This window comes from Plantibacter sp. CFBP 13570 (genome assembly GCF_014841395.1).
Lineage (GTDB): Bacteria > Actinomycetota > Actinomycetes > Actinomycetales > Microbacteriaceae > Plantibacter > Plantibacter auratus.
Window position 1 is genome coordinate 15,101 of record NZ_JACYTW010000026.1, and the last position, 22,561, is coordinate 37,661.

Here is a 22,561-nt window from a genome sequence, read left to right on the forward strand (position 1 = left end):
TACGCTAGCTGTCCATTCGCGTTCACCCCGATCGTCGGGGAGAATGGACGCATGTCGGTACCCGAAGAACTCGTCGTCCTGCTCGCCGAGGACGGCACCCGCATCGGCACCACGCCGAAGGCGACCGTCCACACGCTGGAGACGCCGCTCCACCTCGCGTTCTCCTGCCACGTCATCGGGCCCGACGGTCGCATCCTCGTGACCCGGCGCGCGCTCTCGAAGCTCACGTGGCCGGGCGTCTGGACGAACTCGTTCTGCGGACACCCCGGCCCGGACGAGGACAGCGTGGACGCCGTGCTGCGTCGGGCGAGTGCCGAGCTCGGCCTGCCGATCTCCGCGCCGCAACTGGTGCTGCCCGACTTCCGGTATCGCGCCGTCGACGCCTCGGGTGTGGTCGAGTACGAGATCTGCCCGGTCTACGTCGCCTACACGGACGCGACGCCCGAGCCGAACCCCGACGAGGTCATGGAGTGGGCCTGGGCCGAACCCGGATCGCTCCTCGAGTCCGTCGAACAGGCGCCCTTCGCGTTCAGCCCGTGGCTCACGCTCCAGCTGCCGCTCGTCGTGCCGCTCCTCGCGGAGACCACCGCTCGCTGAGTCGCCCGGATCTGCGCGGATCGAGCCGGTTTTCGAACAGATTCAGGCGACTGAGCGAGGTCAGGCTCCGCGAAGCGGCTCGGCCAGCGCGCGCTGTCGGCTGAACGACAGGGCTCCGTAGGCGGCGAGCGCCGGCTCGTCTCCCGCGAGCGCCGTCTCGAGCTCGGGCGGCAACGGGAACACGCGCGGTGCGTCGTCGACCTCGAGGTCCACGTCGACCTCGTCGCCTCCCGCGACCCCGGCGGCGGCGCGGTTGGCGGCGCTCAACGCGATCAGGTACCGGCCGCCCATCGGGGTGATGGTGCTGCGGTACGTGGTCGCACCGACGGTGACGACGACGGGCACGCGCTTGCCACGATCCAGGCCCTCGACGACGGCGTCGGGGACGAGGATGCCGGTGTTGTTGCCCTGGAGTTCGATGACGGTGCTGAATCTCATGCGCTCAGTATGGCCCGGGGTCGCCTCGCGGTGAAGACCAGGATGAGGGAGCCGGCGACGACCGCGATCCCGAGCACTTGTCCGAGGCTCAGCGCCTCGCCGAGGACCACGAGGCCTGCCAGCACGGCGACGACGGGACTCAGGAGGCCGAGGAACGACACGGACCCGACGGGCAGCGCTGCGATGCCACGGAACCACAGGGCGTACGCGAGGGCCGTGCCGACGAGGGAGAGGTAGCCGTACCCGCCGATCGCCGCTGCGTCCGGCGCGTCCGACGGAAGTCCCTCGACGAGGAGCAGCACCGGCACGAGGACGAGACCGCCGGCGACGAGCTGCCAGGCGGTCAGCGCGAGGCCGGAGACCGGTGCGCCGCTGCCGGCGTTCGGGTCGAGGTCCAGGCTCGTGCGCCGGCGCGCGCCGATCCGGCGGCCGACCTCCGGTCTCCCCCACCGCTTGCTCAGCACCGATCCGAGCGACATCGAGACCGCACCGGCGAGCGCGGCGACGACGCCGATCACATCGAGACGCGCGTCGGCCTGCAGCACGATCAGCGCGACGCCAGCCACTCCGGCGAACCCGGCGACGACGCGGCGCACGGTCAACGCCTCCCCCACCAGCAGGCTCGCGAGCACGGCGACGAGCACGGGCCCGATCGCCCCCATGGTCGCGGCGACCCCGCCGGGCAGTCGGTAGGCGGCGAGGAAGAGGAACGCGAAGAAGGCACCGATGTTGAGCGTGCCGAGCACGAGCGACCGCCACCACCAGCCACCGACCGGCAGGGTCCGCGTGATCGCGAGGAGCAGGAGTCCGGCAGGCAGCGCCCGGAGCACGGCTGCCAGCAGCGGTCGTCCCGGCGGGAGCAGTTCGCTCGTGACGAGGTAGGTCGTCCCCCAGCTGATCGGGGCGATGGCGGTGACGGCGGCGATGCGGAGTTGATTGCTAAGCACTGAGCAATAATAGCTCAGCACTAAGCGAATTGCTACGCTGACTGCATGAGCACGCGCGTCGACGACATCCTGAGCCAGTGGCGGACCGAGCGACCCGACCTCGACGTCTCACCCATGGCCGTCATCGGACGACTGTCGCGAGCGGCGACGGCGGTCGACGCACGTCTCTCCTCGACCTTCGCCGAGCACGGTCTCGACAGCGCCTCGTTCGATGTGCTCGCCACCCTGCTCCGCGCCGGCTCACCGCACGAGCTCGCGCCGAAGGACCTCGCCCATTGGTCGATGGTGACGTCGAGTGCGATCGCCCAGCGCGTGAACAAGCTCGTCGAGCGCGGTCTCGTGACGCGCCGCCCGAGCGAGCAGGACGGTCGCGGGACGGTCGTCGCCCTCACCCCGGCCGGCAAGCGCCTCGTCGAAGCGGCCCTGCCCGATCATCTCGCCGCCGAGGAGCGTGTCCTCGACGGCTTCTCCACGGCCGAGCGCGAGCAGCTGGCGTCGTTCCTGGAGCGCCTGGCGCGCACCGACCCCTGAGTGTCGCGGTGGAGGGTGGAGACGGATCCGCTCAGGCGATGCGGCGACCCTCGTTGTGCTCCTGCAGCCACCAGGTCACGCCCTCGTCGTCGGACACCCAGCTCTCCCAGGTGTACGAGTCCTCGGTGATGCCGCTGAAGTTCCACCGGATGAGCTTGTCGTCGTTCCGCGTGCCGTCCTGGCGGATGCCGTCTGAGCGGTGCGGCGTCGCGACGAGCTGGCAGAACTCGCCGCGCCGTGGCTCGACGTAGTTCACCCGCCAGGCGCCCATCAACCGGTCGTAGACACGGAGAGCCGTACTGACCGTCTCCCAGCCCGACGGTTCCGCGTCGTTCGCGACGAGCTGGACGTCCTGCACGGCCCGCCCCTCGAGGATGTACGACACGATCCAGCGGAAGTCGGACTCGACCCACTCGCCACTCTCGTCGTCGAGGCGCTTCGAGTGGACGTCCCAGGATCCGACGAATTGCCCGAACCGGACCATGCGACGCGGGTAGAGCGGCGTCGGCCCGTCGGCGGTGATCGCGCGGGCGAAGTCGGGTCGCTCTGACGTGCTCATGGCGGGGCCTTTCTGCTGGTCCACCTGCTCGCCCGTCGTCGGGACGCCCGCCTCAGTCCTGCGTCAGCGCTGCGTCTCGCCGACGTCGGTCCGGTGGAAGTTCTGGAAGGAACGGGAGGCGGTGGGTCCACGCTGTCCCTGATACCTGGAACTGTACTCGCTCGACCCGTACGGGCGCTCGGCCGGTGACGTGAGCCGGAAGAAGCACATCTGACCGATCTTCATCCCCGGCCAGAGCTTGATCGGCAGCGTCGCGACGTTGCTGAGCTCGAGGGTGACGTGGCCCGTGAAGCCCGGGTCGATGAAGCCGGCGGTGGAGTGCGTGAGCAGCCCGAGACGACCGAGCGAGCTCTTGCCCTCGAGGCGCGCGGCGACGTCGTCCGGGAGGGAGACCCGCTCGTACGTGGACCCCAGGACGAACTCGCCGGGGTGCAGGATGAACGGCTCGTTCGGGAGCGTCTCGATGAGGCGCGTCAGCTCCGGCTGATCCTCCGCGGGATCGATGAAGGGGTACTTGTGGTTGTCGAAGAGGCGGAAGAAACGATCGAGGCGGACGTCGATTGACGACGGCTGGATCATCTCCGGCGAGTAGGGGTCGAGCGCGATGCGGGAGGCGTCGAGTTCGGCTTTGATGTCACGGTCCGAGAGCAGCACGGTGACAGTGTATCGGCCGGGAGCCCGAAGCCTCGGGCCGGTGACGACGCCCGGATTCGCTACGATGCTCGCACGGTGACGACCTCCGCGACCCGGCGGAGACGGGTCGCGCCGCCCCAGCGACCTGGAGGCCTCCGATGACCAGACCGCACGTCCTCATCCTGCAGCACGTCCCCTGGGAGCGACCGGCGGTGCTCGGGGAGGTGCTGACGGCGTCGGGGATCGATTGGACGCTCGACACCATCGTCGAGCGTCGTGAGCTGCCGCCGGCGCGCGAGATCACCGGGTTCGACGGGCTCGTCCTCCTTGGCGGCCCGATGGGCGCGCTCGACGTGGAGGAGCACCCGGGTCTCGGGCTCGAAGCGCAGCTCGTGCGCGATGCGGCGGTGCTCGGCATCCCGGTGTTCGGGGTCTGTCTCGGGCATCAGCTCATCGCGACGGCCCTCGGAGCCACGCTTCACTCGGCGGCCGCGCATGAAGTGGGTGTCGGCGACGTCGAGCTCCTGACCGAGAGCGAACTCGGCATGCGTGGCGAGCGACTGCCGGTGCTGCACTGGCATGGCGACGTCGTCGAGGCTCCGTATGGAGCGACGGTCCTCGCATCGTCGCCGTCGACGCCGAACCAGGCGTTCCGGATCGAGGACCGGGTCTTCGCGACGCAGTTCCACCTCGAGGTCGACCCGCCGATGCTCGACCGGTGGCTCGCGGAACCGCTCATGCTCCGCGATCTGCCGTTCATCGCCGGGACCGCGGAGGAGGCGGCCGACCGGCTGCGGTCCGAGGTCGCCGCGGTGGCGGGGCCGATGCGCGAGGCCGGCGAGCGGTTGTTCGGGGCCTTCGCCGACGCGGTGCTCCGGCGGACGAGCGTCGACCCGTCCCTGCGGTAGGACTCGGACCGCGCCCGGACACAGCACCCCGGACACAGCGAAGCGGCCGGCCCCCGGAGGGACCGACCGCTTCGTGAACTCGAGTTCGAGTTAGAGGGCCTTGCGACCCGTGATCGTCCTGATCAAGAACGCGATGATCGCGATCGCGAGCAGCACGAGGCCGACCCACAGCAGGAAGTTGAGGGACTGGACGAACCCACCGGTGATGGCGAGAACGATGGCAACGACGATGACGATGATGAGCAGGATGTTCATGGTGAAGCTCCTTTCGCAGAACTCCGTCCACCGTATGGGGGCCTGACCATTCCGTCGCGGGGGTTGACATCGCCGGAAGTCGTTCCGCTACGCGCGCGGAGCGCCCCCGCGTTGCACACCTCCGCCGTCCTGCGTTTCGGCTTCCGCCAGCGCGGTGCGCTGACGCGAGCGCGGGCCGCACGCGTGAGCGCGAGTCTCCGGAGGGTCGCGCTCACGCGTATGGGCCGCGCTGAGGCCTGATCCCAGGGGTTCGGACCAGCGCACCGCGCTGGCGCCGGTTGGTGACCTCTCGGGCGGCAGCACCGCGCTGACCAGGGATTCCCGAGCTGAGGGTCGCCCCGGCGAGCTGCGCTAGAGGAGGCCCGGCTGGTCCGCGGGGTCGCCGTCACCGGGCTCGGAGCCCGGGTCGTCGACCGTCGGCGCCGCCATCGGGTCGTCGCTCTCCGGCGCGTTGTCGGGCAGCGCTCGGGAGATCGCCTCCTGCGCGTCGCCGATCGGGTCGTCCATCTCGTCTCGTGGGTCGCTCATGCTGATTTCCTTTCCTCGTGTCCCGACGGTAACGCGGGACGCCTCACAGCCACACCCCCTGGCAGAACGGCCCGGTTCGTCCTACGAGCCGAGTGCCCTGGTCCGTCAGACTGGTGTCGATGACGTCGTCGACGCCGCCGCTTCCGCGAGTCGCTTCGCCGCTGCGAGCACACGTGCACTCGCGAACGGCTCGACCGTCGGCGCCTCGACCGCGTCGAAGACCGCGATCCCGGAGGCGTCGCGGTCGGACCGCGACCAGCCCGGCGACCCGTCCCTGACGAACGCCACGACCGCGCCGTGGATCCGATCAGCGAGCTCTTGCGGCGCATGCGGGCCCGCCACCCGGGTGACGTCCGGGTCGTCGAGCACATCGAAGATGAACGGGACGTCGAGGCAGTGCTCCGCGATCCCACTCACCGCCGAGCGCCACACGAAGTCGGAGACCCAGGTCTCGGCGTCGTCCCGCAGCGTCAGCCAGCGGATGACGCGTTCCCGGAACATGACGTCGCTCACGAAGCGCCCCGCGACGAGTCCCGTGCGTTCGCCGGGCTGGGTCGCGACGTACGCCTCGGCGAGTGGTTCCGGCACGCCCATGAGCTCGAGGGCACACGTCGGCGTCACGGCGTCGAAGTCGTCGAGCCGACCGGTGAAGAACCCGGCGAACTCCTCTCGGGTCGCACTGACGAGCAAGGGCTTATCCGCGCCTCGTCCCGCGGCCATGCCGGCTTCGACGGTGTCGACGACCAACTCGCCGTCGACGACCGGCCCGAGGCCGAGGCGGCCGTTCATCGTCGTCATCCCGCGCAGCACGGACTCGGGATCGGTCGCACCGCCGGGGACGACCTCGAAGCCCTGGGCCTCGATCAGCGTCGCCTCCGGGACGCTCGCGAAACCGGCCAGGGTCGCGGGCACCCCGAGGTGCTCGGCGAGTCGCCCGGTCAGGGTCTGAGCCTCGAGGAGCGGGACGTCGCCGGGGACTCCGGACACCGAGATCGCCCGCTGGAACAGGTGTTGCGCCGACGGGACCGTGAGCAGGGTCATGACGGACCCACCGCCCGCGGACTGGCCGGCGATCGTGACGCGCTGCGGGTCGCCGCCGAACGCCGCGATGTTGTCGCGGACCCACTCGAGCGCGAGGATCCAGTCGAGCACGCCGCGGTTGGCGGGGGCGTCGGGCAGCCAGCCGAACCCGTCGAAGCCGAGGCGGTAGGACACCGAGACCGTGACGACGCCGTCGCGGTTGAATGCCCTGCCGTCGTACCAGGGGCTCGCCGGCGACCCGGCGATGAAGCCGCCGCCGTGGATCCAGACGAGGACGGGTAGATCGGCACTGTCTGCGGCGGGTGTCGGGTCGGGCGTGAAGACGTTGACGTTGAGCGTCGAGTCGCCGGGGATCGACGGTTCCGGGATCGTCGTGATCTCGGCCATGGCCTTCCGCTGCGGTGTCGCGCCGTAGGCGGTCGCGTCGAGGAGGCCGTCCCAGGGGGCCTTGGGCTCGGGGGCCTGGAATCGTCTCGCTCCGGTCGGCGGCTCGGCGAACGGGATGCCGAGGAAGGCGACCGATCCGTCGGCGCGGCGCGTGCCGCGGACCGCTCCCGAGGTCGTCTGTGCGGTGGGCTGCTCGGGGCTGGAATCGGTCGTCATCGGCGGATCCTCCGGGTACTCGGCTGCGCGCTCATCCGACGAACGTCGCGTGGTGATCCGCCCAGTATGCCGCGTCACCCCCGAATCCCGTCCAATGTTCGGGCTTCACCCAGCCGACCGACCCGATGCGCCAGCGCGGTGCGCTGACCCGAGCGCGCCCCGGACACGTGAGCGCGGGTCTCTGGAGACCCGCGCTCACGTCCGATGCACCGCGCTCACGTCAGCGCACCGCGCTGGCCAACCCGACGGGTGCGGGGTTGGCGAGCGGGGTTACGCGACGATTGCCGCGCGGAGGGCTGCCGCGGAGGCTGCCGGGTCGTCGGCCGAGTAGATCGCACCGCCGGCGACGGCGACCTGCGCGCCCGCCTGCTGCACCGACGCGATCGTCGACACGTTCACGCCACCGGCGACCGAGAACGGCACGGCGGCCGCTTCACCGTCGGACAGGAGCGTCTGGAAGGTGAAGCCCTCCTCCGCCTGCTCATCGAGACCGGCGTGCATCTCGACGAATGCGGCACCGAGAGCGGTGACCTCCTTGGCACGCTGCACCTTGTCGGCGACCCCGATGAGGTCGACGACGACGGACTTGCCGTGCGCCTTCGCGGCCTTCACTGCGCCGACGATCGTGCTGTCACCGGCGGTCCCGAGGACGGTGACGATGTCCGCACCGGCGGAGAAGGCGATGTCGGCTTCGAGCTCGCCGGCGTCCATCGTCTTGAGGTCGGCGAACACGATCTTGTCGGGGTGGGCGTCCTTGATCGCGGTGACGGCACGCAGGCCCTCGCTCTTGATGAGGGGCGTGCCGAGCTCGAGGATGTCGACGTAGGGCGCGACCTTCCCGGCGAGTTCGAGGGCTGCCTCGGTGGTGAGGACGTCCATGGCTACCTGGAGCTTCATGTGGTGCTGCTTTCTGTCGTGATGGGATGCGTCCGACGTCTGCCGGGCGCGTAGGAGGGGATCGGGGTGACTACTCGAGGTTCGCGTGGCGCGGCCACAGCTCCTCCGCGCTGACATCGGCGGACTGCCAGAGCGCGTGGAAGAACGCATCGCCGAGCAGCATGATCGCCTGCTCGAAGAGACTCCCCGAGTACTGCACGGAACGCGTGCCGCCGTGGTCGGTCTTCTGCGCGGCGGGGACGACGATCGTCTCGGCGGCCAGCTCGGCGAGCGGGGATCCGGGGTCGGTCGTGATGGCGATCACCTGGGCCCCGACGGAGACGGCCGTATCCGCGGCACGCACCACACCCGTCGTCGTACCGGAGCCGCTGGCGACGAGCAGGACGTCACCCGAGGTGATGGCGGGCGTCGTCGTCTCGCCGACGACGTGCACGGTGAGCCCGAGGTGCATGAGTCGCATCGCGGTCATCCGGAGCGCGAGACCGGAACGACCGGCACCGGACACGAACACGCGGTCCGCCGTTCGCAGGTGGTCGAGTGCGCCGGCGAAGGGAGCCGGATCGGCCTCCAGCAGGCTCGACACGGTGCGATGCAGCTCGGCGTCGATCGCGGTGAGCGCCCCCTGGACCGTCGAGGTCGCAGGCGTCGTCGACGTGGATGGAGGGACGGAGGCCGTGGGGTTCGACATCCCTCCATCCTGGGCGTGATCGGGTAGGTGCACCGCTGCTCGCCCGAACGGTTTCACCTACCCGAACGGGTGGGTGCGGACCGATGGGATAGGGTGCGGACATGACCGAACGCACTGTCACCTACCCGGTCGAGCTGCTCGACGGCCTGGCCTCCGTCGCATCCAGCTCGCTGTTGCGCATCGCCGGTGCGTTCCGAGAGGTCCTCGAGCCCGTCGTCGCCCATTCCGCTCTCGTGATCTTCACCGAGGACTGCACCGGCCGCCCCCGGAAGAAGGCCGGCGACCCCGCGATCGTCGAGGGCGTCACGATCGCCGAGCTCGACGCCGTCCGGCAGCGCACCCCGCGCGGCCCGGTCACCACGGTGACCGCTGATGCCGGACCACACGCCGACCGGCCGACGTCAGCGGTGATCGCAGGAGCGGAACGTCCGATCGCGGCCTGGCTGGCCGACACCGGCGCCCTCCTCGTCCTGACCGACCCGCAGGGACCGATCGACGACCGCCTCGTCGGCGCCCTCTGGGAGGTCGTCGCGGCCGGTATCCGACAGCAGGTCGCGACGGCAGCCCCCGACTACCTCCGTGACTCGCGGGCGGCGTCGAGCGAGCGGGCCGGCGCGATCGCGGAGCTCACCGACGCCCATGCGACGACGCTGGAGTCGATCCTCGCGGTCACCCGGTCGCGTCAGACGTCGGCCGAGGACGCCCGAGCGGCGGTGACCGAGATCGCCTCATCCGCGATGGTCGAGCTGCGGGCGGTGTCCGACCGTGACCGCCAGCTGGCCGAGGAACCGGTCGCGCGCGCCTTCGCCAGACTCCGCGAGGACCTCCGCCCGCTGGCCCGCTTCGGCGGCCCCGAGGTCCAGTTCATCGAGCCGCCCGTCGACGGTCGGGCCCTGCCCGGCGAGGTGGCGCATGCGGGACGGGCGATCGTCCGCGGCACGGTCCTCGCGCTCGTCGAGCAGTCCTCGGTCGGGCGGGTCCGGGTGCAGTGGGACTGCGACGGCAGCAACCTGCTCATCGGCATCCGCGACGACGGCCCCGGCGAGTTGACCGTCGACACCCCGAGCGTGCAGCAGCTCGGCGCTCGCGTCGCGGCACTCCGCGGCCGTCTCGATGTCCAGGCGACGCCCGGGTGGGGCTCGGAGCTGCACGTGACGCTGCCGCTCGACCCGCCGCCCGCGACGCAGACCCGCTCCGGCTCGGCCGCCGCGTTGACCGAGCGCGAGTGGAGCGTGGCCGAGCTGGCCGCCGGTGGAGCACGGAACCGGGCGATCGCCGAGACGCTCACCATCAGCGAGAACACCGTCAAGTTCCACATCGCGAATGTCCTGCGGAAGCTCGGTGTCGGGAGCCGCGTCGAGCTGGCAGCCGCGTTGGCCGACAGCCGCTGATCCCCTCCGGGCTCCGTCGCCGCCTACCGCTTCGAGTTCGTACGACCCCGGTCGCGGTCCCGGTCGCCGAACCGTCGCGTGATGAGCGCCCAGCCGAGGATCCAGCTCCCGAGCGCCGTGACCAGCCACACCACCAGCGGCGCGAGCACCCAGGCCAGGACACCGCGGATGTGGAGGCCGCCGGGGAGGATCGACGCGACGAAGAGCGACACGAGCGTCGTCACGAGTCCGATGCCGCCGAGGATCGCCGAGGCGTAGCGCCGCGCGAGGCGGAGGATGAACGGCCCGAGGACGCCCTGCGCGATCGTGAAGACGACGACGGCGATGATGAAGCCGCCGAGCGACAGACGGACGCCGGGCACGACCCAGTCGGCGACGAGCAGCCCGATCGCCGAGGACAGCAGACTGACGGCGATGCTCAGCAGGAAGCGGGTCATGTGCCGACCCTAGCGCTGGGCCCGTCCCGCACACCACCACCACAGCACGGAGGAGGACAATGGGGGTATGACGGATGTGACGACTCGGACGACCTCCGACCGACTGGTCGACCTGCTCCACGAGGATCCGGTGATCGCCAGTGCGAAGGACGCGGCCTCACTCGACGCCATCCTCGCCTCGGATCGACGCGTCGTCTTCCTGCTGTTCGGCTCAGTCGTCGACGTCGACGTCATCATCGCTCGGTGCAAAGCCGCCGGCAAGATCGTGCTCGTCGACATCGACCTCCTGGACGGCTTCGCCACTCGCGACGTCGTGGTCACCTGGCTCGCGACACGGACACAGGTCGACGGCGTCCTGTCGGCGAAGACCAACCTCATCAAGGCAGCGAAGGCCGCCGGGCTGCTCGCCGTGCACCGCTTCTTCCTGGTCGACTCGTTCTCCTACCATCAGCTCCCCCGCGTCGTCGGACAGTCGCGACCGGACGCCATCGAGATCCTGCCAGGATGCATGCCTCGAGTCATCACCTGGCTCCGCGACGACGTCCAGGTGCCGCTGATCGCGGGCGGCCTCGTGTGCGACAAGGCCGACGTGATGGCCGCGCTCGGTGCGGGCGCCGTGGCCGTCGCCTCGTCGAACCGCGACGTCTGGGCGATGTGACGCGACGAGCGGCGCCGGACGACCCGACGTCGACGCCGCTCAGCCGACGATCGCCGCGGTCTGCCGGTAGACGTCGTCGGTGTGCATGGTGATCGAACGGTGGATCGGCCCGAGCGCCTCGTAGACGGCAGCGTCGTCGTCGCGTGGCTCGAAGCGGTCCCGCTCACGGACCATCACCGCGACCGCGTCGGCGAACGACGGGTGGACCCCGGTTCCGACGGCCGCGCAGACGGCCGCTCCCCGCCCGGCTGCGCTGTCCCCGACCATCCGCACCGTCGGCAGTCGGAAGACGTCGGCGATGATCTGCATCATGAGGTCCGACGACGACCCACCGCCGGAGACCACCACCCGGTCGAAGGCGACGCCGAGCTCCTCCGACATCGCCCGGGCGCGGTCGCCCATGGTCATCGCGATGCCCTCGAGGATCGAGCGGTAGAGGTGCGCCCGTCCGTGCCGCCCGTCGAAGCCGAGCATCGACCCTTTCCGGAAGCTCGCGTCCGCGGGGGCGAGCCAGTCGAGCACGGTCAGGAGGCCGTCCGAACCCGCCGGCACCTCGGTCGCCTCGCGGTTGAGGACGTCCTCGACCCGGTCGCCCGCCGCCGCCGCGGCGGCCGCCGTCGCCGGTCCGAGCAGGTCCCGGAACCAGCTGACCGTCCACATCCCCCGCCGGATGCCGCCGCTCTCGTAGAGATAGCGTCCGGGAGCCGAACCGAAGTTGGTCCAGAACGCGTCGCCCGCGGGGAGGTCGCGCTCACCGACCGACATGCCGGCGATGTACGTGCCGAGCGAGACCAGGAGCGTCCCGGAGTCCAACAATCCGCAGCCGAGGGCCTCGACCGCTTTGTCGTTCGCGGTGGCGATGACCGGGAGTCCCTCGGGGAGCCCGGTCAGTTCCGCCGCCGCAGCGGAGACGGTACCGAGCACGTCGCCGGGTTGCACCAGCTCGAACAGGAGCTCCCGGGCCATCCCCGTCTCCTCGTACCGCCGGTCGTCCTCCGACCACGACCAGGTCGCGGTGTCGATCGGCCAGACCCCTTGGTAGTTGGCCGCGGTGTCACGGAACCTGTCCGTGAGCCGGTGGGTGACATACCCCGAGGACGTCGTCACCCACCGGATGTCATCGTGTTCCGCGACGAACGGCTGCCCGACCCGGGCATCCATCCAGCTCAACATCGGCTGCGCCAGACTGCCGTCGGCCCGCAGCATCGCCCGACAGAACCGGATGGTGCACAGCCCCACCCCGACGATGTCGTCCAGGTCTCCGGGAAACCCCCGCATGGCGATCCGGCAGGCCTCCGCGATGGAGTCCCACACGTCGTCGCCCGGGTGTTCGACCACCCCGGGTCGCGGCAGGTCACTGGGCGCCAGTGGCACCCGGCCCTCGCTCACCGCGGTGCCGTGCTCGTCGAAGATCGTGACCTTCGACGATTGCGAGCCGTTGTCGATGCCGATGAGGTAGCGGGACATGTGGATTCCAGTCGGGTGGGTGCAGCTGTGGACGGGCGAGGGTCAGGGAGCGGTCGCGACGGAACCGGCGTGCTCGGCAGCCGGTTGGATCGCCCCGGTGACGGGGAAGATGGTGCCCTTGTTCATGATCCCGTTGGGGTCGAACGCCGTCTTCAAGGCCGCGAGGATCGGGTAGGCGCTGCCGTGCTCCTGCTCCGTCCACGGGGTCCGGTACTTCCCGATGCCATGGTGGTGCACCATCGAACCACCGTGACGGAGCGCTTCCTCGACGATGATCGCGTTGAGCGGGATGTGGTACTTCTCGATCTCCTCCTCAGGACTGCAGTCGATGCGGTAGTCGTACACGAAGTACATGTTCGTACCGGTCTGGTAGCTGTGCGAGGAGTGACCGCCGAGCATGGTGAGGTCGCCGGCGTGCGGGTACTCCTCCCGGATGCGACGCATGACCGCGTCGTACACGTCCCCGACCGCGGACCAGTCCGCCGACACCTCGGTCGTGTAACCGAGGTGCTGCGACTCGAGCATGACGCGCTTCTCAGCGTCGATCTTGTCCTGCCCCCAGTTCAGGTTGTCGAACCAGGCCTCGATCAACTCCGGTGCCACGGCCTCATGCTCGTGCTTCGCGATCACCCGACGGATCTCCTCGCTGGTCGCCGCGACGATACCCGCGGGGCCCTCGGCCACGAAGACGACGACGCACTTGCCCTTCGAGAAGTGCGCGAAGTGCTGGTTCGCATCCTCAGGGGAATAGAGACGGACCACGGAGGGGTGGAAGCCGTTCGTGATGACCTCGCGCAGGATCGCGATACCGGTCCGCATGTCGTCGACGAGCGCACCGTGGAACTCGTTGTTCTCGGGCTGGTACTTGAACACCTTCACCGTGACCTCGGTGATGAAGCAGAGCGCTCCCTCGTTGCCGATGACGACGTGCCGGATGTCGGGCCCCGCGGCACGACGCGGGACGCTCTTGATCCGGCGGACCTCACCGCCCGGGAAGACCGCTTCGACACCCTGGACCATGTCCTCGATGGCACCGTACAGCGTCGAGAACTGGCCGATGGAGCGCGTCGCGACGAGTCCGCCGTACTGTGCGAGCGGCTTCGACTGTGGCGAGTGCCCGGTGGTGAGCCCGCGTTCCCGCAGGTGGTCCTCGACCACCTGCAGCTGCACACCCGCCTGGACCGTGACCTGCATGTTCTCCTCGTCCACGGAGAGGATGCGGTTCATCCGCGAGCCGTCGAGCACGATGGTGTCGACGACGCTCGTCTCGAGGCCACCCTCGGTACCGGTACGGCCGGTGCGCGGCACGACGTTGACGAGGTTGTCGTTCGCGAATCGTAGGACGGCCGCGACGTCCTCCGTCGACTCGGCGAAGACGATGGCGACGGGCGTCGGGGCGTCGTAGATGCCGTGGACGGCCTGGTACTTCTTGAACCGGTCGACGCTGGCTTCGCGCAGCTCGGTCTCGTCGGTGCTGATCTTGGCGGTGCCGACGAGGTCGGTGAGTCCGGCGAGGATGTCGGCGCGGTCGAGGGTTGCGAGTGAATTGATCATGAAGGGTGTTCCTTTCCGAAGGTGTGCGGTTCTGGGCGACGGACCCGATTACCGGACGAGGTAGCCGCCGTCGACGGTGAGGGTGTGCCCGTTGACGTAGTCCGAGGCCCGCGAGGCGAGGAAGACCGTCGCACCCATGAGGTCGGCGACGTCACCCCAGCGTCCGGCCGGGATGTGGTCGAGCACACGCTGGTTCGTCGTGGCGTCGGCCCGGGTCTGCTCGGTGATGGCGGTGGCGAAGTAGCCGGGTGCGATCGCGTTGACCTGCACGTTGTACTGCGCGAGCTCGTCGCAGTAGGCCTTGGTGAAACCGACGATCCCGTGCTTCGTCGCCGCGTAGGCGGGCGACCACTGACCGCCGAGGAACGCGAACAGCGAGGCGATGTTGATGATCTTGCCCGAGCGCTGTGCGATGAAGTGCCTCGACGCCGCATGGCCGAGTTCGAAGGGGGCGGTGAGGTTGACGGCGATCATCGGGTCCCACTGCTCACGGCCGAACTCCTCGACCGTCGCGAGCTTGCAGATGCCCGCCGAGTTCACGAGGATGTCGAGACCGCCGAGGCGCTCGATGGTGGTGTCGATGATGCGCTGCGGTGCGCCGTCCGCGGTGATGTCGATCTCGAGGAACTCGTACCGGCGACCTTCGGCCTCGATCAGGCGGCGGGTCGTCCCGTCATCGTCGACGAAGCTGGGCACGAAGACGTCGGCGCCGGCCTTGGCGAGGGCGAGCGAGAACGCCTGCCCGAGCCCGGAGTTGCCGCCGGTGACGATCGCCACCTTGCCGGCGAGTGAGAACATCTCGAGTGAGAAGTCGGTGATCTGCATGGGATCAGGCCTTTCGTGAGGGGCTGGGGATGGTCGGGTGGGGAGCGGTGAGGGACGGCTCGTCGAGCCGGGTGTTCTCGACGTCGCGGGCGCGGGTCCGCATGGTCAGCGTGGTGAGGACGGCGCCGGCCGCGGCGGCGACGGCGAGGAAGACGAACATCGCCGAGTAGCCGCCGCCCTGCTGGGGGATGTCGTTCGCCGGGTCTCCGATCCACCACGCGGCGACCGCCGGCAGGAACGCGTCCGGCAGGTACGCGATGCCCGACGCCAAGCCGATGACACCACCGCGCTGAGCGACGGGGATCTCGACCTCGCCGACCGTCGCCCAGTAGACGCCACGAGCGGTGAAGACGGCGAGACTCAGCACGAGCATCAGGGCGACCGCGACCCAGACGAGCGCCGGGCTCTGCGGGAGGACGAGATACCCGAGCGCACATGCGCCGGCCACGATGAAGGTCCAACGGAGGAACCGCGGAGCACTGTGGGTCACCCGGTCGACGACGATGCCACCGACGGGGCCCGCGACGAACTGGAAGACGTAGGTGCGGACGACCCCGATCACGCCGATGAAGGCGGCGGCGACACCGTAGCCGTTCTGCAGGAGCGGGCTGAGGTAGCCGAGCAGCGTGTAGAAGCAGTACATCATCATGATGGTGCCGCCGATGAGCCAGGTGTACTTGTTCCGCGCGGCAGCGGCGAGCTCGCGCAAGGAGACGGCTTGGCGCTCGGCCGCGGCGAGCTCCCGCTGATCCTGTCGGACCGCGACGAGGACGAGGACGGCGAAGACGAGACACAGGACGCCGTAGATGCGGATCATCGTGAGGACACCGTCACTCGCGACGATGGCGGAGGCGACGATCGCCGAGCCGATGAAGCCGATGATCGTCGAGGTCAGTCCACGCGCACCTTCCAGGAACCCGAAGAGCCGCCCCTGTTCGGCGGGTGAACCGAGCAGGCTGATCGACTTCACCAGCGCGGCCCAGTAGAGTCCCGTCCCGAACACCGCGAAGAGGATGTGCCCGACGAGGATGCCGATCGCTCCGGGCACGGTCGCGAGGTAGAGGTCGACGACACCCGTCCCCGCGAGCGCGATGACGATCAGGACCTTCGGCGAGAAGCGGTCCGCGAACCAGCCACCGCAGAAGTACCCGACGACGGCGACGGCACCGAAGACCGAGGTGATCTCACCGTACTGCTGGATCGTGAGATCGAGCGCGTGCGCGGTGTCGGCCAGGAAGACGAATCGGATGTACGCCACCTGGAAGATGACGCCACCCGTCATCGACAGGATGAGGAACGACGTCAGGCGACGGGCCTTGCTCATGACCACTCCTTCGTGGGGGACGCTGGGCGCCTCTGGTTGCACATGGACACAAAAAAAGAGAACAGCGAGCCCTGACGCGATAGCGTCGGTGGGCCACTGTTCTCTGAGTTCTGAGTGACTGCCGACCCCGAGGGGCCGGCCGATGTTCGGATGTAGCTGGAACGATAGCAGAGCGCCGAAGGGCCGTCCACTCCGCTACGGATGTCCGGGAACCGGCTCCGCGTCGCGGCTAGGGCAGCCGTCGCACCGGCGCACCCACCGCTCCGAGATGCTGCGACAGCTCTTGAGCCGCATGCGCCACGTACGTGCCGAGCTTGTCCAGCTGTCCGCCGATCCGCTCCTTGGGCGCACTGACGTTGATCGCCGCGATGATGCGGCCGGAGAAGTCGACGATCGGCGCAGATGCGCCCACGACACCGCGTTCGAGCTCCTCGTCGAGGGTGGCGTACCCGCGCTCCCGGATCCGCTGCAGCTCCTCCAGCAGCGAGTCGAAGTCACGCACCATCGCCTTCTCCAGCGGCGGCGCTTCGAGGACGTGGAATCCGGCGGCGGCCATCGCCGGGTCGAGTGGGCCGACCACCGGTTGGTCCTGGCCGTGCTCGGCGTACCAGGCGGCGAGCGAGCCGCGGTCCCAGTCGCTGATGAGGACACGTCCCGAGGGGGTGCGCCACGCAGCGGTGAGGATCCCCTCCCAGCCCGTGCTGCGGACCTCGTGCGGACTGAGCTCACTCTGGAGCGTGAGCACGTTGCCGCCGCGCAGGACGCAGAGGTGCGTGGTCTCCCGAGTCGCCCGTGCGATCCGACGGAGGTGCATCCGCGCCTCAGCAGCGAGGGTCGCCTCAAGGGTGCGCGCGGCGAGCGAGTACACCCGGCTGCCAAGCCGATACGTGCGCGTCTCGGCGTCGCGGTCGACCAGTCCGGCATCGCACAGGGTCGCCAGACTCCGGGAGATGATCGCCTTGTCGCGTCCGGTCAGCTGGGCGATGCGCATGACACCGAGACCGTTCCCACGGTCGGCCTCGACGCCACCGAGCACCTCGAGGATCTCCACGTCCCGGGCGAGGCCGGAGGAATTGCGTCGAGGTGCCCGCTCACCGTCAGTCATCCGGCCAGCCTATGACGCGGACATCGAACGGACGTCGTTCGGGACCCGGGATCGGAACCGCATTCAGACACCGAACGGATCCGCGATCCCGACGTATCGGGTCTCGAGGTACTCTTCGATGCCCTCGAAACCGCCCTCCCGGCCGAGGCCCGACTGCTTGACGCCGCCGAACGGCGCAGCGGGGTTCGAGACGATCCCCGTGTTCAGTCCGAACATGCCGACATCGAGTTCCTCTGAGAGCCGGAGACCCCGCGCGAGATCCTTCGTGAACGCGTAGGCGACCAGGCCGAACTCGGTGTCGTTGGCGAGCTCGACCGCCTCCTCCTCGGTGGCGAAGGACACGATCGGGGCGACCGGGCCGAAGATCTCCTCGTGCAGGATACGTGCATCGGGCGCGAGTCCGGTCAGCACGGTCGGCTCGTAGAACCAGCCGGAACCCGGAACGGCGCGGCCGCCGAGAGCGATCGTCGCGCCGGAGGCGACAGCGTCCTCCACCAGCTCGTGCACCTTCGTGCGCGTGCCCTCGTCCACGAGCGGTCCGATCTTCGAGTCCGGGGCGGTGCCCCGCGCGATCGTGTGGGTGCGCATGCGCGCCACCAGTCGATCGGTGAACTCGTCGAGGACGGCTTCGTGGACGATCAGGCGGTTCGCCGCCGTGCACGCCTCGCCGCCGTTGCGGAGCTTCGCGAGCATGGCTCCGTCGACGGCCTGGTCGAGGTCGGCGTCGTCGAAGACGAGGAGCGGTGCGTTGCCGCCGAGTTCCATCGAGACTCGGAGGACCTGCTCGGCGGCGTCCGCGATGAGTCGTGTCCCGACCCCGGTCGAGCCCGTGAACGACAGCTTCTTGAGTCGAGGGTCGCGGATGAGTGGCCCGGTCACGGCGCCCGCCCGCGTCGTCTGGACGATGTTGAGGACACCGGCCGGAAGCCCGGCCTCCTCCAGCACGGTCGCGAACAACAGCGAGGTCAGCGGGGTGAGCGCTGCGGGCTTCAACACCATCGTGCAGCCGGCCGCGATCGCCGGGGCGATCTTGCGCGTCGCCATCGCGAGCGGGAAGTTCCACGGGGTGATGAAGAGACTAGGGCCGACCGGACGTTTCGTGACCAGGAGCCGCGAACGACCGTCGGGAGCCGTGGCGTATCGGCCCGAGATGCGCGAAGCCTCCTCGGAGAACCACCTGAGGAACTCGGCACCGTAGGCGACCTCGCCGCGTGCCTCGGCGAGCGGCTTGCCCATCTCGAGTGTCATGAGCAGGGCGAAGTCGTCGGCGCGGGCGGTGACGAGATCGAACGCCCGCCGGAGGATCTCCGCGCGCTCGCGAGGTGCCGTGCGCGCCCACTCGCGTTGCGCTCCGTGCGCTGCGGCGAGTGCGGCCTCGCCGTCGTCCGGGGTCGCATCCGCGATGTCGAGTAGGGTCTCGCCCGTCGACGGGTCGGTGACCGCGAACGTCGCGCCGTCGGATGACGCCCGCCACTCGCCGCCGACGAACACGCCGGTCGGCAGGCTCGCGAGGAGGGCTCGCTCGTCGTCGACCCGACTGGAATCGGCGAGGTCGCCGATCGACACACGCATGGAGTCGCTCATGCCACGGCCTCCCCGCGGTCGGCGAGCCGGAGCTCCACACCGATCAGGTCCTCGTACAGCTTCACGGGCGTCATCTCACCGGCCAGGTCACCGTACTGCGCCCGAGCGCGGCGGTAGATCTGCTCGACGAGACCGGAGACCTCGGCCGGGACGCCGACCGAGCGGGCCAGGTCGATCGACAACCCGAGGTCCTTGCACGCGAGCGCGATCGCGAATCCCTCGTCGTAGTCGCCGTGCTCCAGGATGGACAGGACGTCGCTCTGGATGAAGTTGCTGTTCGCCGGGCTCGCGATGAGTGATTCGCGCAGCACACCGAGGTCGACGCCCGCCTTGACACCGATGCTCAGGACCTCGGCCGTCGCGACGAGGTGCGAGAACCAGAGCTGGTTGATCATGAGCTTCACGGCGTACCCGGCACCGTGTCCACCGACGTGGAGGATCCGCTCGGCATCGCCCATCGCCTCCAGCACCGGGCGGAGCCGGGCGACGTCGGCGGCGTCGCCACCCACGAAGATCTGCAGCATGCCGTTGGCCGCACCGACCGACATGCCACTGACCGGTGCGTCGAGGATGTGGAGCGCTCGATGTGCCGTCGTCGCGCGGACCTGGTTCGCGACCTCGGGTACCGAGGTGGACATGTCGATCCACGTCCCGCCGTCCGCGATCCCGGCGAGGATGCCCGTGGATCCGTTCACGACGGCGTCGACATGACGCGGGGTCGGCAGCATCGTGATGACGACGTCGCTCGCCGCTGCGACCGCGGCCGGGGTGTCCGCCCACTGCGCGCCGCCGGCGAGGAGCGCGTCCGCGGACTCACGGCGGATGTCGTTGACGACCAACGGGAATCCGGCGGCCTGGAGGTTGCGGGTCATTCCTGAGCCCATGTTGCCGAGTCCGATGAACCCGATGGTGAGCTGGTGCGCGTCGGGCGGAGGGACGTCGATGGTGTGCGACGGCGAGGTCATGATGGTTCTCGTTTCTGGAAGGAGGTGATCGAGTCGGACGGTGTGGTGGTCAGACGGAGTATCGGGCGACGGCGTCCCAGTCGATCTCGACGCCGAGCCCCGGGGCCTCGGGAACGGCGAGGGTGCCGTCGGGATCGATCATGAGCGGCTTCATGAAGAAGTCCCGCCGCTCAGGCGTCCACCCTGGCGGATCGAAGGGGAACTCGAGGTACGGCCCCGCATCGACACCCGTGGCCACGTGCAGGTTGGCGAGCAGGCCGAGACCGTTGCTCCAGGTGTGCGGAGTGAAGCCGCGGTGACGGAGGTTCGCGGACTCGGCGACCTGGCGTGCGCGGTACATGCCGACGGCGAGCGCGACGTCCGGCTGGTAGATGTCGTAGGCGTCCGCCTCGATGAGGGCCATCATCTCGCCGAGGCTTCGGACCATCTCGCCACCCGACACCTGCATGCCGGTCTGCGCCCTGACCTGCTGCGCCCCGGTGACATCGGCCTGCGGGAGCGGTTCCTCGAGCCAGAGCACTCCCAACTCACCGAGTTCGGCGGCAAGGCGCTGCACCCTCGCGAGTGGGAGCGCAGCCTCGATGTCGCCGGACATCCGCCACATCTGGTTGAGGTCGACCATGAGGTCGAACCCGTCGCCGACCGCCTCGCGCGCTGCACGGACGGTGGCGACGCCTTCGACGAGTCGATCGCGGGCGATCCGGATCTTGACGGCCCGGAACCCCGCCTCCCGCGCGGCGAGGACGGACTCGGCACGCTCGGACGGCGACTGCAACTCGCCACTCGACGCGTACGTCGGCAGGCGGTCCCGAGCACCCCCGAACAGGACGCTCACCGGCAGGCCCGCCACCTGGCCGATGATGTCCCAGAGCGCCGCCTCGAGCGGCCAGTACCGCCCGCCGTGGAAGTTGATCGTCTCGATCCGCCGCACCTGGTTCAGGATCTGCAGCGGGTCGGTGCCGATGAACAGGTGCTCGAATGCTTCGAAACCGTCCATCGTGTCGCCGGAGCCGTAGCCGACCACCCCGGCGTCCGTCTCCACCGTCACGAGCGTGGCGGGGAAGTCGGTCCGCGGGACCGGGTCCCACGCCGCGCGGAACGGCGGATCCAGCGGCAGGTTCATGCGCGTGAGACGGATGGCGGTGATCTGCATGGACGGTTCAGCCTCTCGGCGTCGGGGTGTAGAACGGGTTGGTCGGTGCGTCGCGCGCGGCGAGCACGTCCTCGGTGGCGGGGAGGCGGTCGACACCGTTCCCGAGCGCCGTGCGGGTCGCCGTCCGGTTGTGCTCGTAGACCGCATCGGCGTCGTCGGCCGAGGGGTTCACCCACACGGCCGCGATCACGACGTGGCTGTCGGCCTGCTCGGCGGTGATGACCCCGTCGGCCAGCGCGTCAGCGACGCCGGCGGCGACCCCCGCCTGCGCGGGCCCCCAGATCAGCAGACCGTGCTCGTCGGACGCCGGAGCGGCCTTCGTGACGAACAGGGTGAGCGGCTTCACCGGGAGCGACGGCCGCAGCACCGCCACGAAGGGGACGTGGCCCTGGCTCGGCGAGGCGAGCGCCGAGGCCCACGCCGTCCCGGCCGGACCGTCGCGGTGGCCGAGCACCGTGTTGATGTGCGCGGCGTTCGCACCCTCGCCGATGAAGCTCTCTCCGATCTGGAGACCCGCATCGCCCATCAGATGAGTCCCTGCTCTTCGAGCCAGTCCGTGGCGATGTCCTCGGGGTCCTCACCGTCGACGTCGGCGAGCGCGTTGAGCTTCTGCATCTCCTCGGTCGTGAGGAGCTCGGACAGCGGCGCGAGGACCTCGGCGATCTCCGGGTACTCGTCGAGCGTCTTCTGCTTGAGCGTGAACGCGCCCTGGTAGACGGGGAAGAACTCCTTGTCGTCCTCCATCACCGTGAGGTCGAGGGCCTTGATCCGGCCGTCGGTCTGGAAGACCTCGCCGAAGTTGCAGTCGTCGCCCTTCTGCGTGGCCGTGTAGATGACGCCGGTGTCGAGGAGTGCGACGTTCGAGTCCGGCACGTCGAGACCGTAGGCGGCCTTGAGACCCGGCCACCCGTCGTCGCGCGTGGAGAACTCGCTCTCGATGCAGAACGTCTGCTCGGCGACCGGCAGCTTCGCGATGTCGCTGAGCGTCTTCACGCCGAGCTCTTCGGCCTTGTCGGAGCGGATCGCGAAGGCGTACGTGTTGTTGAGCGGCGCGGGGTCGAGCCACGCGATGCCCTTCTCCGCGTCGACCTTCTTGGTCGCGTCGAACTGCGCCTCGGCACCCTGCACCGGAGCGGTGTTGCCGTTGTACGTGATCCACGAGGTGCCGGTGTACTCCCAGTACCCGAGGAACTCGTCGTTCTCGAGGGCTGACCGGACGTTCGCCGAACCGACGAGCTTGGTGTTCGCTTCGGTGTCGGCACCGTGGGCGTTGAGCAGCTGGCTCGTGAGATGGGCCAGGATGAACTGCTCGGAGAAGTCCTTGGCGCCGATGTCGCCGGACAGACCGTCGAGTTCGTCGCCCTTGCTGGCCGATGCCGCTCCGCCGCCGGAACAGGCGGACAGGGCGAGCGCCCCGATGGCCGCGAGACCGATCAGCGAGAAGGTGGTGCGTTGCTTCATTGCGTGCTCCTT

The 22,561-nt window shown here is 69.5% G+C and carries 25 protein-coding genes; 5 read left to right on the forward strand and 20 right to left on the reverse strand.

The genetic code is table 11. From position 1 onward, the window contains the following. The first annotated feature begins 51 nt into the window (after nucleotides 1–51). Nucleotides 52–597, forward strand: coding sequence for an isopentenyl-diphosphate Delta-isomerase (gene idi / locus IFT89_RS10525; RefSeq protein ID WP_159877469.1), 546 nt, complete (start codon nucleotides 52–54; stop codon nucleotides 595–597). Between the two features lie 60 nt (nucleotides 598–657). Here the strand turns inward: idi and IFT89_RS10530 are convergent, their stop codons facing one another. Both IFT89_RS10530 and IFT89_RS10535 read right to left on the reverse strand, forming a co-directional pair. Then, complete coding sequence (locus tag IFT89_RS10530) at nucleotides 658–1,035, reverse strand: DUF1905 domain-containing protein (RefSeq protein ID WP_202938897.1); 378 nt, start codon at nucleotides 1,033–1,035, stop codon at nucleotides 658–660. Further along, nucleotides 1,032–1,982: an EamA family transporter gene (locus IFT89_RS10535; protein ID WP_202938898.1), complete on the reverse strand. Its 951-nt coding sequence runs from the start codon at nucleotides 1,980–1,982 to the stop codon at nucleotides 1,032–1,034. The genes IFT89_RS10530 and IFT89_RS10535 overlap by 4 nt, the downstream gene beginning before the upstream one ends. Nucleotides 1,983–2,027: 45 nt before the next feature. On the opposite strand from IFT89_RS10535, the gene IFT89_RS10540 reads away from it, so the two are divergent. After that, entirely contained in the window at nucleotides 2,028–2,513 is a 486-nt protein-coding gene (locus IFT89_RS10540; protein ID WP_124768553.1) for a MarR family winged helix-turn-helix transcriptional regulator, read from the forward strand. A 31-nt stretch (nucleotides 2,514–2,544) separates the two neighbouring features. Here the strand turns inward: IFT89_RS10540 and IFT89_RS10545 are convergent, their stop codons facing one another. Then, the gene (locus tag IFT89_RS10545; protein WP_071261813.1) at nucleotides 2,545–3,072 is read right to left on the reverse strand and encodes a hypothetical protein; all 528 of its coding nucleotides are present in this window, start codon (nucleotides 3,070–3,072) and stop codon (nucleotides 2,545–2,547) included. Nucleotides 3,073–3,135: 63 nt separating this feature from the next. After that, the gene (dcd, locus tag IFT89_RS10550) at nucleotides 3,136–3,726 is read right to left on the reverse strand and encodes a dCTP deaminase (protein ID WP_056009122.1); all 591 of its coding nucleotides are present in this window, start codon (nucleotides 3,724–3,726) and stop codon (nucleotides 3,136–3,138) included. A 137-nt stretch (nucleotides 3,727–3,863) separates the two neighbouring features. Here dcd and IFT89_RS10555 point away from each other — a divergent pair, with 137 nt between their 5' ends. Next, nucleotides 3,864–4,613 carry a type 1 glutamine amidotransferase gene (locus IFT89_RS10555; RefSeq protein WP_191940382.1) on the forward strand — a complete coding sequence of 250 codons (750 nt, stop codon included), beginning with the start codon at nucleotides 3,864–3,866 and terminating at the stop codon, nucleotides 4,611–4,613. Between the two features lie 90 nt (nucleotides 4,614–4,703). Here IFT89_RS10555 and IFT89_RS10560 read toward each other — a convergent pair whose 3' ends face one another. The 5 genes from IFT89_RS10560 to hxlB all read right to left on the reverse strand — a co-directional run bounded on the left by IFT89_RS10560 (nucleotide 4,704) and on the right by hxlB (nucleotide 8,625). Next, on the reverse strand, nucleotides 4,704–4,868 hold the full coding sequence (locus IFT89_RS10560; protein WP_162852292.1) for a hypothetical protein: 165 nt from the start codon (nucleotides 4,866–4,868) through the stop codon (nucleotides 4,704–4,706). A 351-nt stretch (nucleotides 4,869–5,219) separates the two neighbouring features. Next, nucleotides 5,220–5,396, reverse strand: a complete 177-nt coding sequence (locus tag IFT89_RS10565; protein WP_159453388.1) for a hypothetical protein — start codon at nucleotides 5,394–5,396, stop codon at nucleotides 5,220–5,222. A 105-nt stretch (nucleotides 5,397–5,501) separates the two neighbouring features. After that, on the reverse strand, nucleotides 5,502–7,040 hold the full coding sequence (locus IFT89_RS10570) for a carboxylesterase/lipase family protein (RefSeq protein ID WP_202938899.1): 1,539 nt from the start codon (nucleotides 7,038–7,040) through the stop codon (nucleotides 5,502–5,504). Between the two features lie 270 nt (nucleotides 7,041–7,310). After that, the gene (hxlA, locus tag IFT89_RS10575; RefSeq protein ID WP_085511986.1) at nucleotides 7,311–7,937 is read right to left on the reverse strand and encodes a 3-hexulose-6-phosphate synthase; all 627 of its coding nucleotides are present in this window, start codon (nucleotides 7,935–7,937) and stop codon (nucleotides 7,311–7,313) included. A gap of 70 nt (nucleotides 7,938–8,007) precedes the next feature. Then, nucleotides 8,008–8,625 carry a 6-phospho-3-hexuloisomerase gene (gene hxlB, locus IFT89_RS10580; protein WP_202938900.1) on the reverse strand — a complete coding sequence of 206 codons (618 nt, stop codon included), beginning with the start codon at nucleotides 8,623–8,625 and terminating at the stop codon, nucleotides 8,008–8,010. Nucleotides 8,626–8,726: 101 nt separating this feature from the next. Between hxlB and IFT89_RS10585 the strand changes: the two genes are divergently transcribed. Then, nucleotides 8,727–10,016 carry a LuxR C-terminal-related transcriptional regulator gene (locus tag IFT89_RS10585; protein WP_202938901.1) on the forward strand — a complete coding sequence of 430 codons (1,290 nt, stop codon included), beginning with the start codon at nucleotides 8,727–8,729 and terminating at the stop codon, nucleotides 10,014–10,016. A 23-nt stretch (nucleotides 10,017–10,039) separates the two neighbouring features. Here the strand turns inward: IFT89_RS10585 and IFT89_RS10590 are convergent, their stop codons facing one another. Then, nucleotides 10,040–10,453, reverse strand: a complete 414-nt coding sequence (locus tag IFT89_RS10590; protein ID WP_202938902.1) for a phage holin family protein — start codon at nucleotides 10,451–10,453, stop codon at nucleotides 10,040–10,042. Nucleotides 10,454–10,520: 67 nt separating this feature from the next. Here IFT89_RS10590 and IFT89_RS10595 point away from each other — a divergent pair, with 67 nt between their 5' ends. Beyond that, nucleotides 10,521–11,111: a glycerol-3-phosphate responsive antiterminator gene (locus IFT89_RS10595; protein WP_202938903.1), complete on the forward strand. Its 591-nt coding sequence runs from the start codon at nucleotides 10,521–10,523 to the stop codon at nucleotides 11,109–11,111. A 39-nt stretch (nucleotides 11,112–11,150) separates the two neighbouring features. Here the strand turns inward: IFT89_RS10595 and IFT89_RS10600 are convergent, their stop codons facing one another. The 10 genes from IFT89_RS10600 to IFT89_RS10645 form a co-directional block, all read right to left on the reverse strand. Next, nucleotides 11,151–12,578, reverse strand: a complete 1,428-nt coding sequence (locus tag IFT89_RS10600) for an FGGY-family carbohydrate kinase (RefSeq protein WP_202938904.1) — start codon at nucleotides 12,576–12,578, stop codon at nucleotides 11,151–11,153. 42 nt (nucleotides 12,579–12,620) lie between these two features. Continuing rightward, a complete protein-coding gene (locus IFT89_RS10605) occupies nucleotides 12,621–14,132 on the reverse strand; it encodes an FAD-binding oxidoreductase (protein WP_202938905.1) in 1,512 nt (503 codons plus the stop codon). A gap of 48 nt (nucleotides 14,133–14,180) precedes the next feature. Next, the gene (locus IFT89_RS10610) at nucleotides 14,181–14,957 is read right to left on the reverse strand and encodes an SDR family NAD(P)-dependent oxidoreductase (protein ID WP_202938906.1); all 777 of its coding nucleotides are present in this window, start codon (nucleotides 14,955–14,957) and stop codon (nucleotides 14,181–14,183) included. 4 nt (nucleotides 14,958–14,961) lie between these two features. Beyond that, a complete protein-coding gene (locus tag IFT89_RS10615) occupies nucleotides 14,962–16,281 on the reverse strand; it encodes an MFS transporter (protein ID WP_202938907.1) in 1,320 nt (439 codons plus the stop codon). Between the two features lie 229 nt (nucleotides 16,282–16,510). Next, nucleotides 16,511–17,386 (reverse strand): IclR family transcriptional regulator, encoded by an 876-nt coding sequence (locus tag IFT89_RS10620; protein ID WP_202938908.1) that lies wholly within the window; start codon nucleotides 17,384–17,386, stop codon nucleotides 16,511–16,513. Nucleotides 17,387–17,449: 63 nt separating this feature from the next. Next, nucleotides 17,450–18,970, reverse strand: coding sequence for an NAD-dependent succinate-semialdehyde dehydrogenase (locus tag IFT89_RS10625; protein ID WP_374190798.1), 1,521 nt, complete (start codon nucleotides 18,968–18,970; stop codon nucleotides 17,450–17,452). Next, nucleotides 18,967–19,935 (reverse strand): NAD(P)-dependent oxidoreductase, encoded by a 969-nt coding sequence (locus IFT89_RS10630; protein ID WP_202938909.1) that lies wholly within the window; start codon nucleotides 19,933–19,935, stop codon nucleotides 18,967–18,969. The genes IFT89_RS10625 and IFT89_RS10630 overlap by 4 nt, the downstream gene beginning before the upstream one ends. 49 nt (nucleotides 19,936–19,984) lie before the next feature. Further along, entirely contained in the window at nucleotides 19,985–21,088 is a 1,104-nt protein-coding gene (locus IFT89_RS10635) for a mandelate racemase/muconate lactonizing enzyme family protein (RefSeq protein ID WP_202938910.1), read from the reverse strand. A 7-nt stretch (nucleotides 21,089–21,095) separates the two neighbouring features. Then, on the reverse strand, nucleotides 21,096–21,614 hold the full coding sequence (gene fae, locus IFT89_RS10640) for a formaldehyde-activating enzyme (protein WP_202938911.1): 519 nt from the start codon (nucleotides 21,612–21,614) through the stop codon (nucleotides 21,096–21,098). Further along, a complete protein-coding gene (locus IFT89_RS10645; protein WP_202938912.1) occupies nucleotides 21,614–22,549 on the reverse strand; it encodes a glycine betaine ABC transporter substrate-binding protein in 936 nt (311 codons plus the stop codon). Before IFT89_RS10645 ends, fae begins: the two co-directional genes overlap by 1 nt. Between the last annotated feature and the right edge of the window lie 12 nt (nucleotides 22,550–22,561).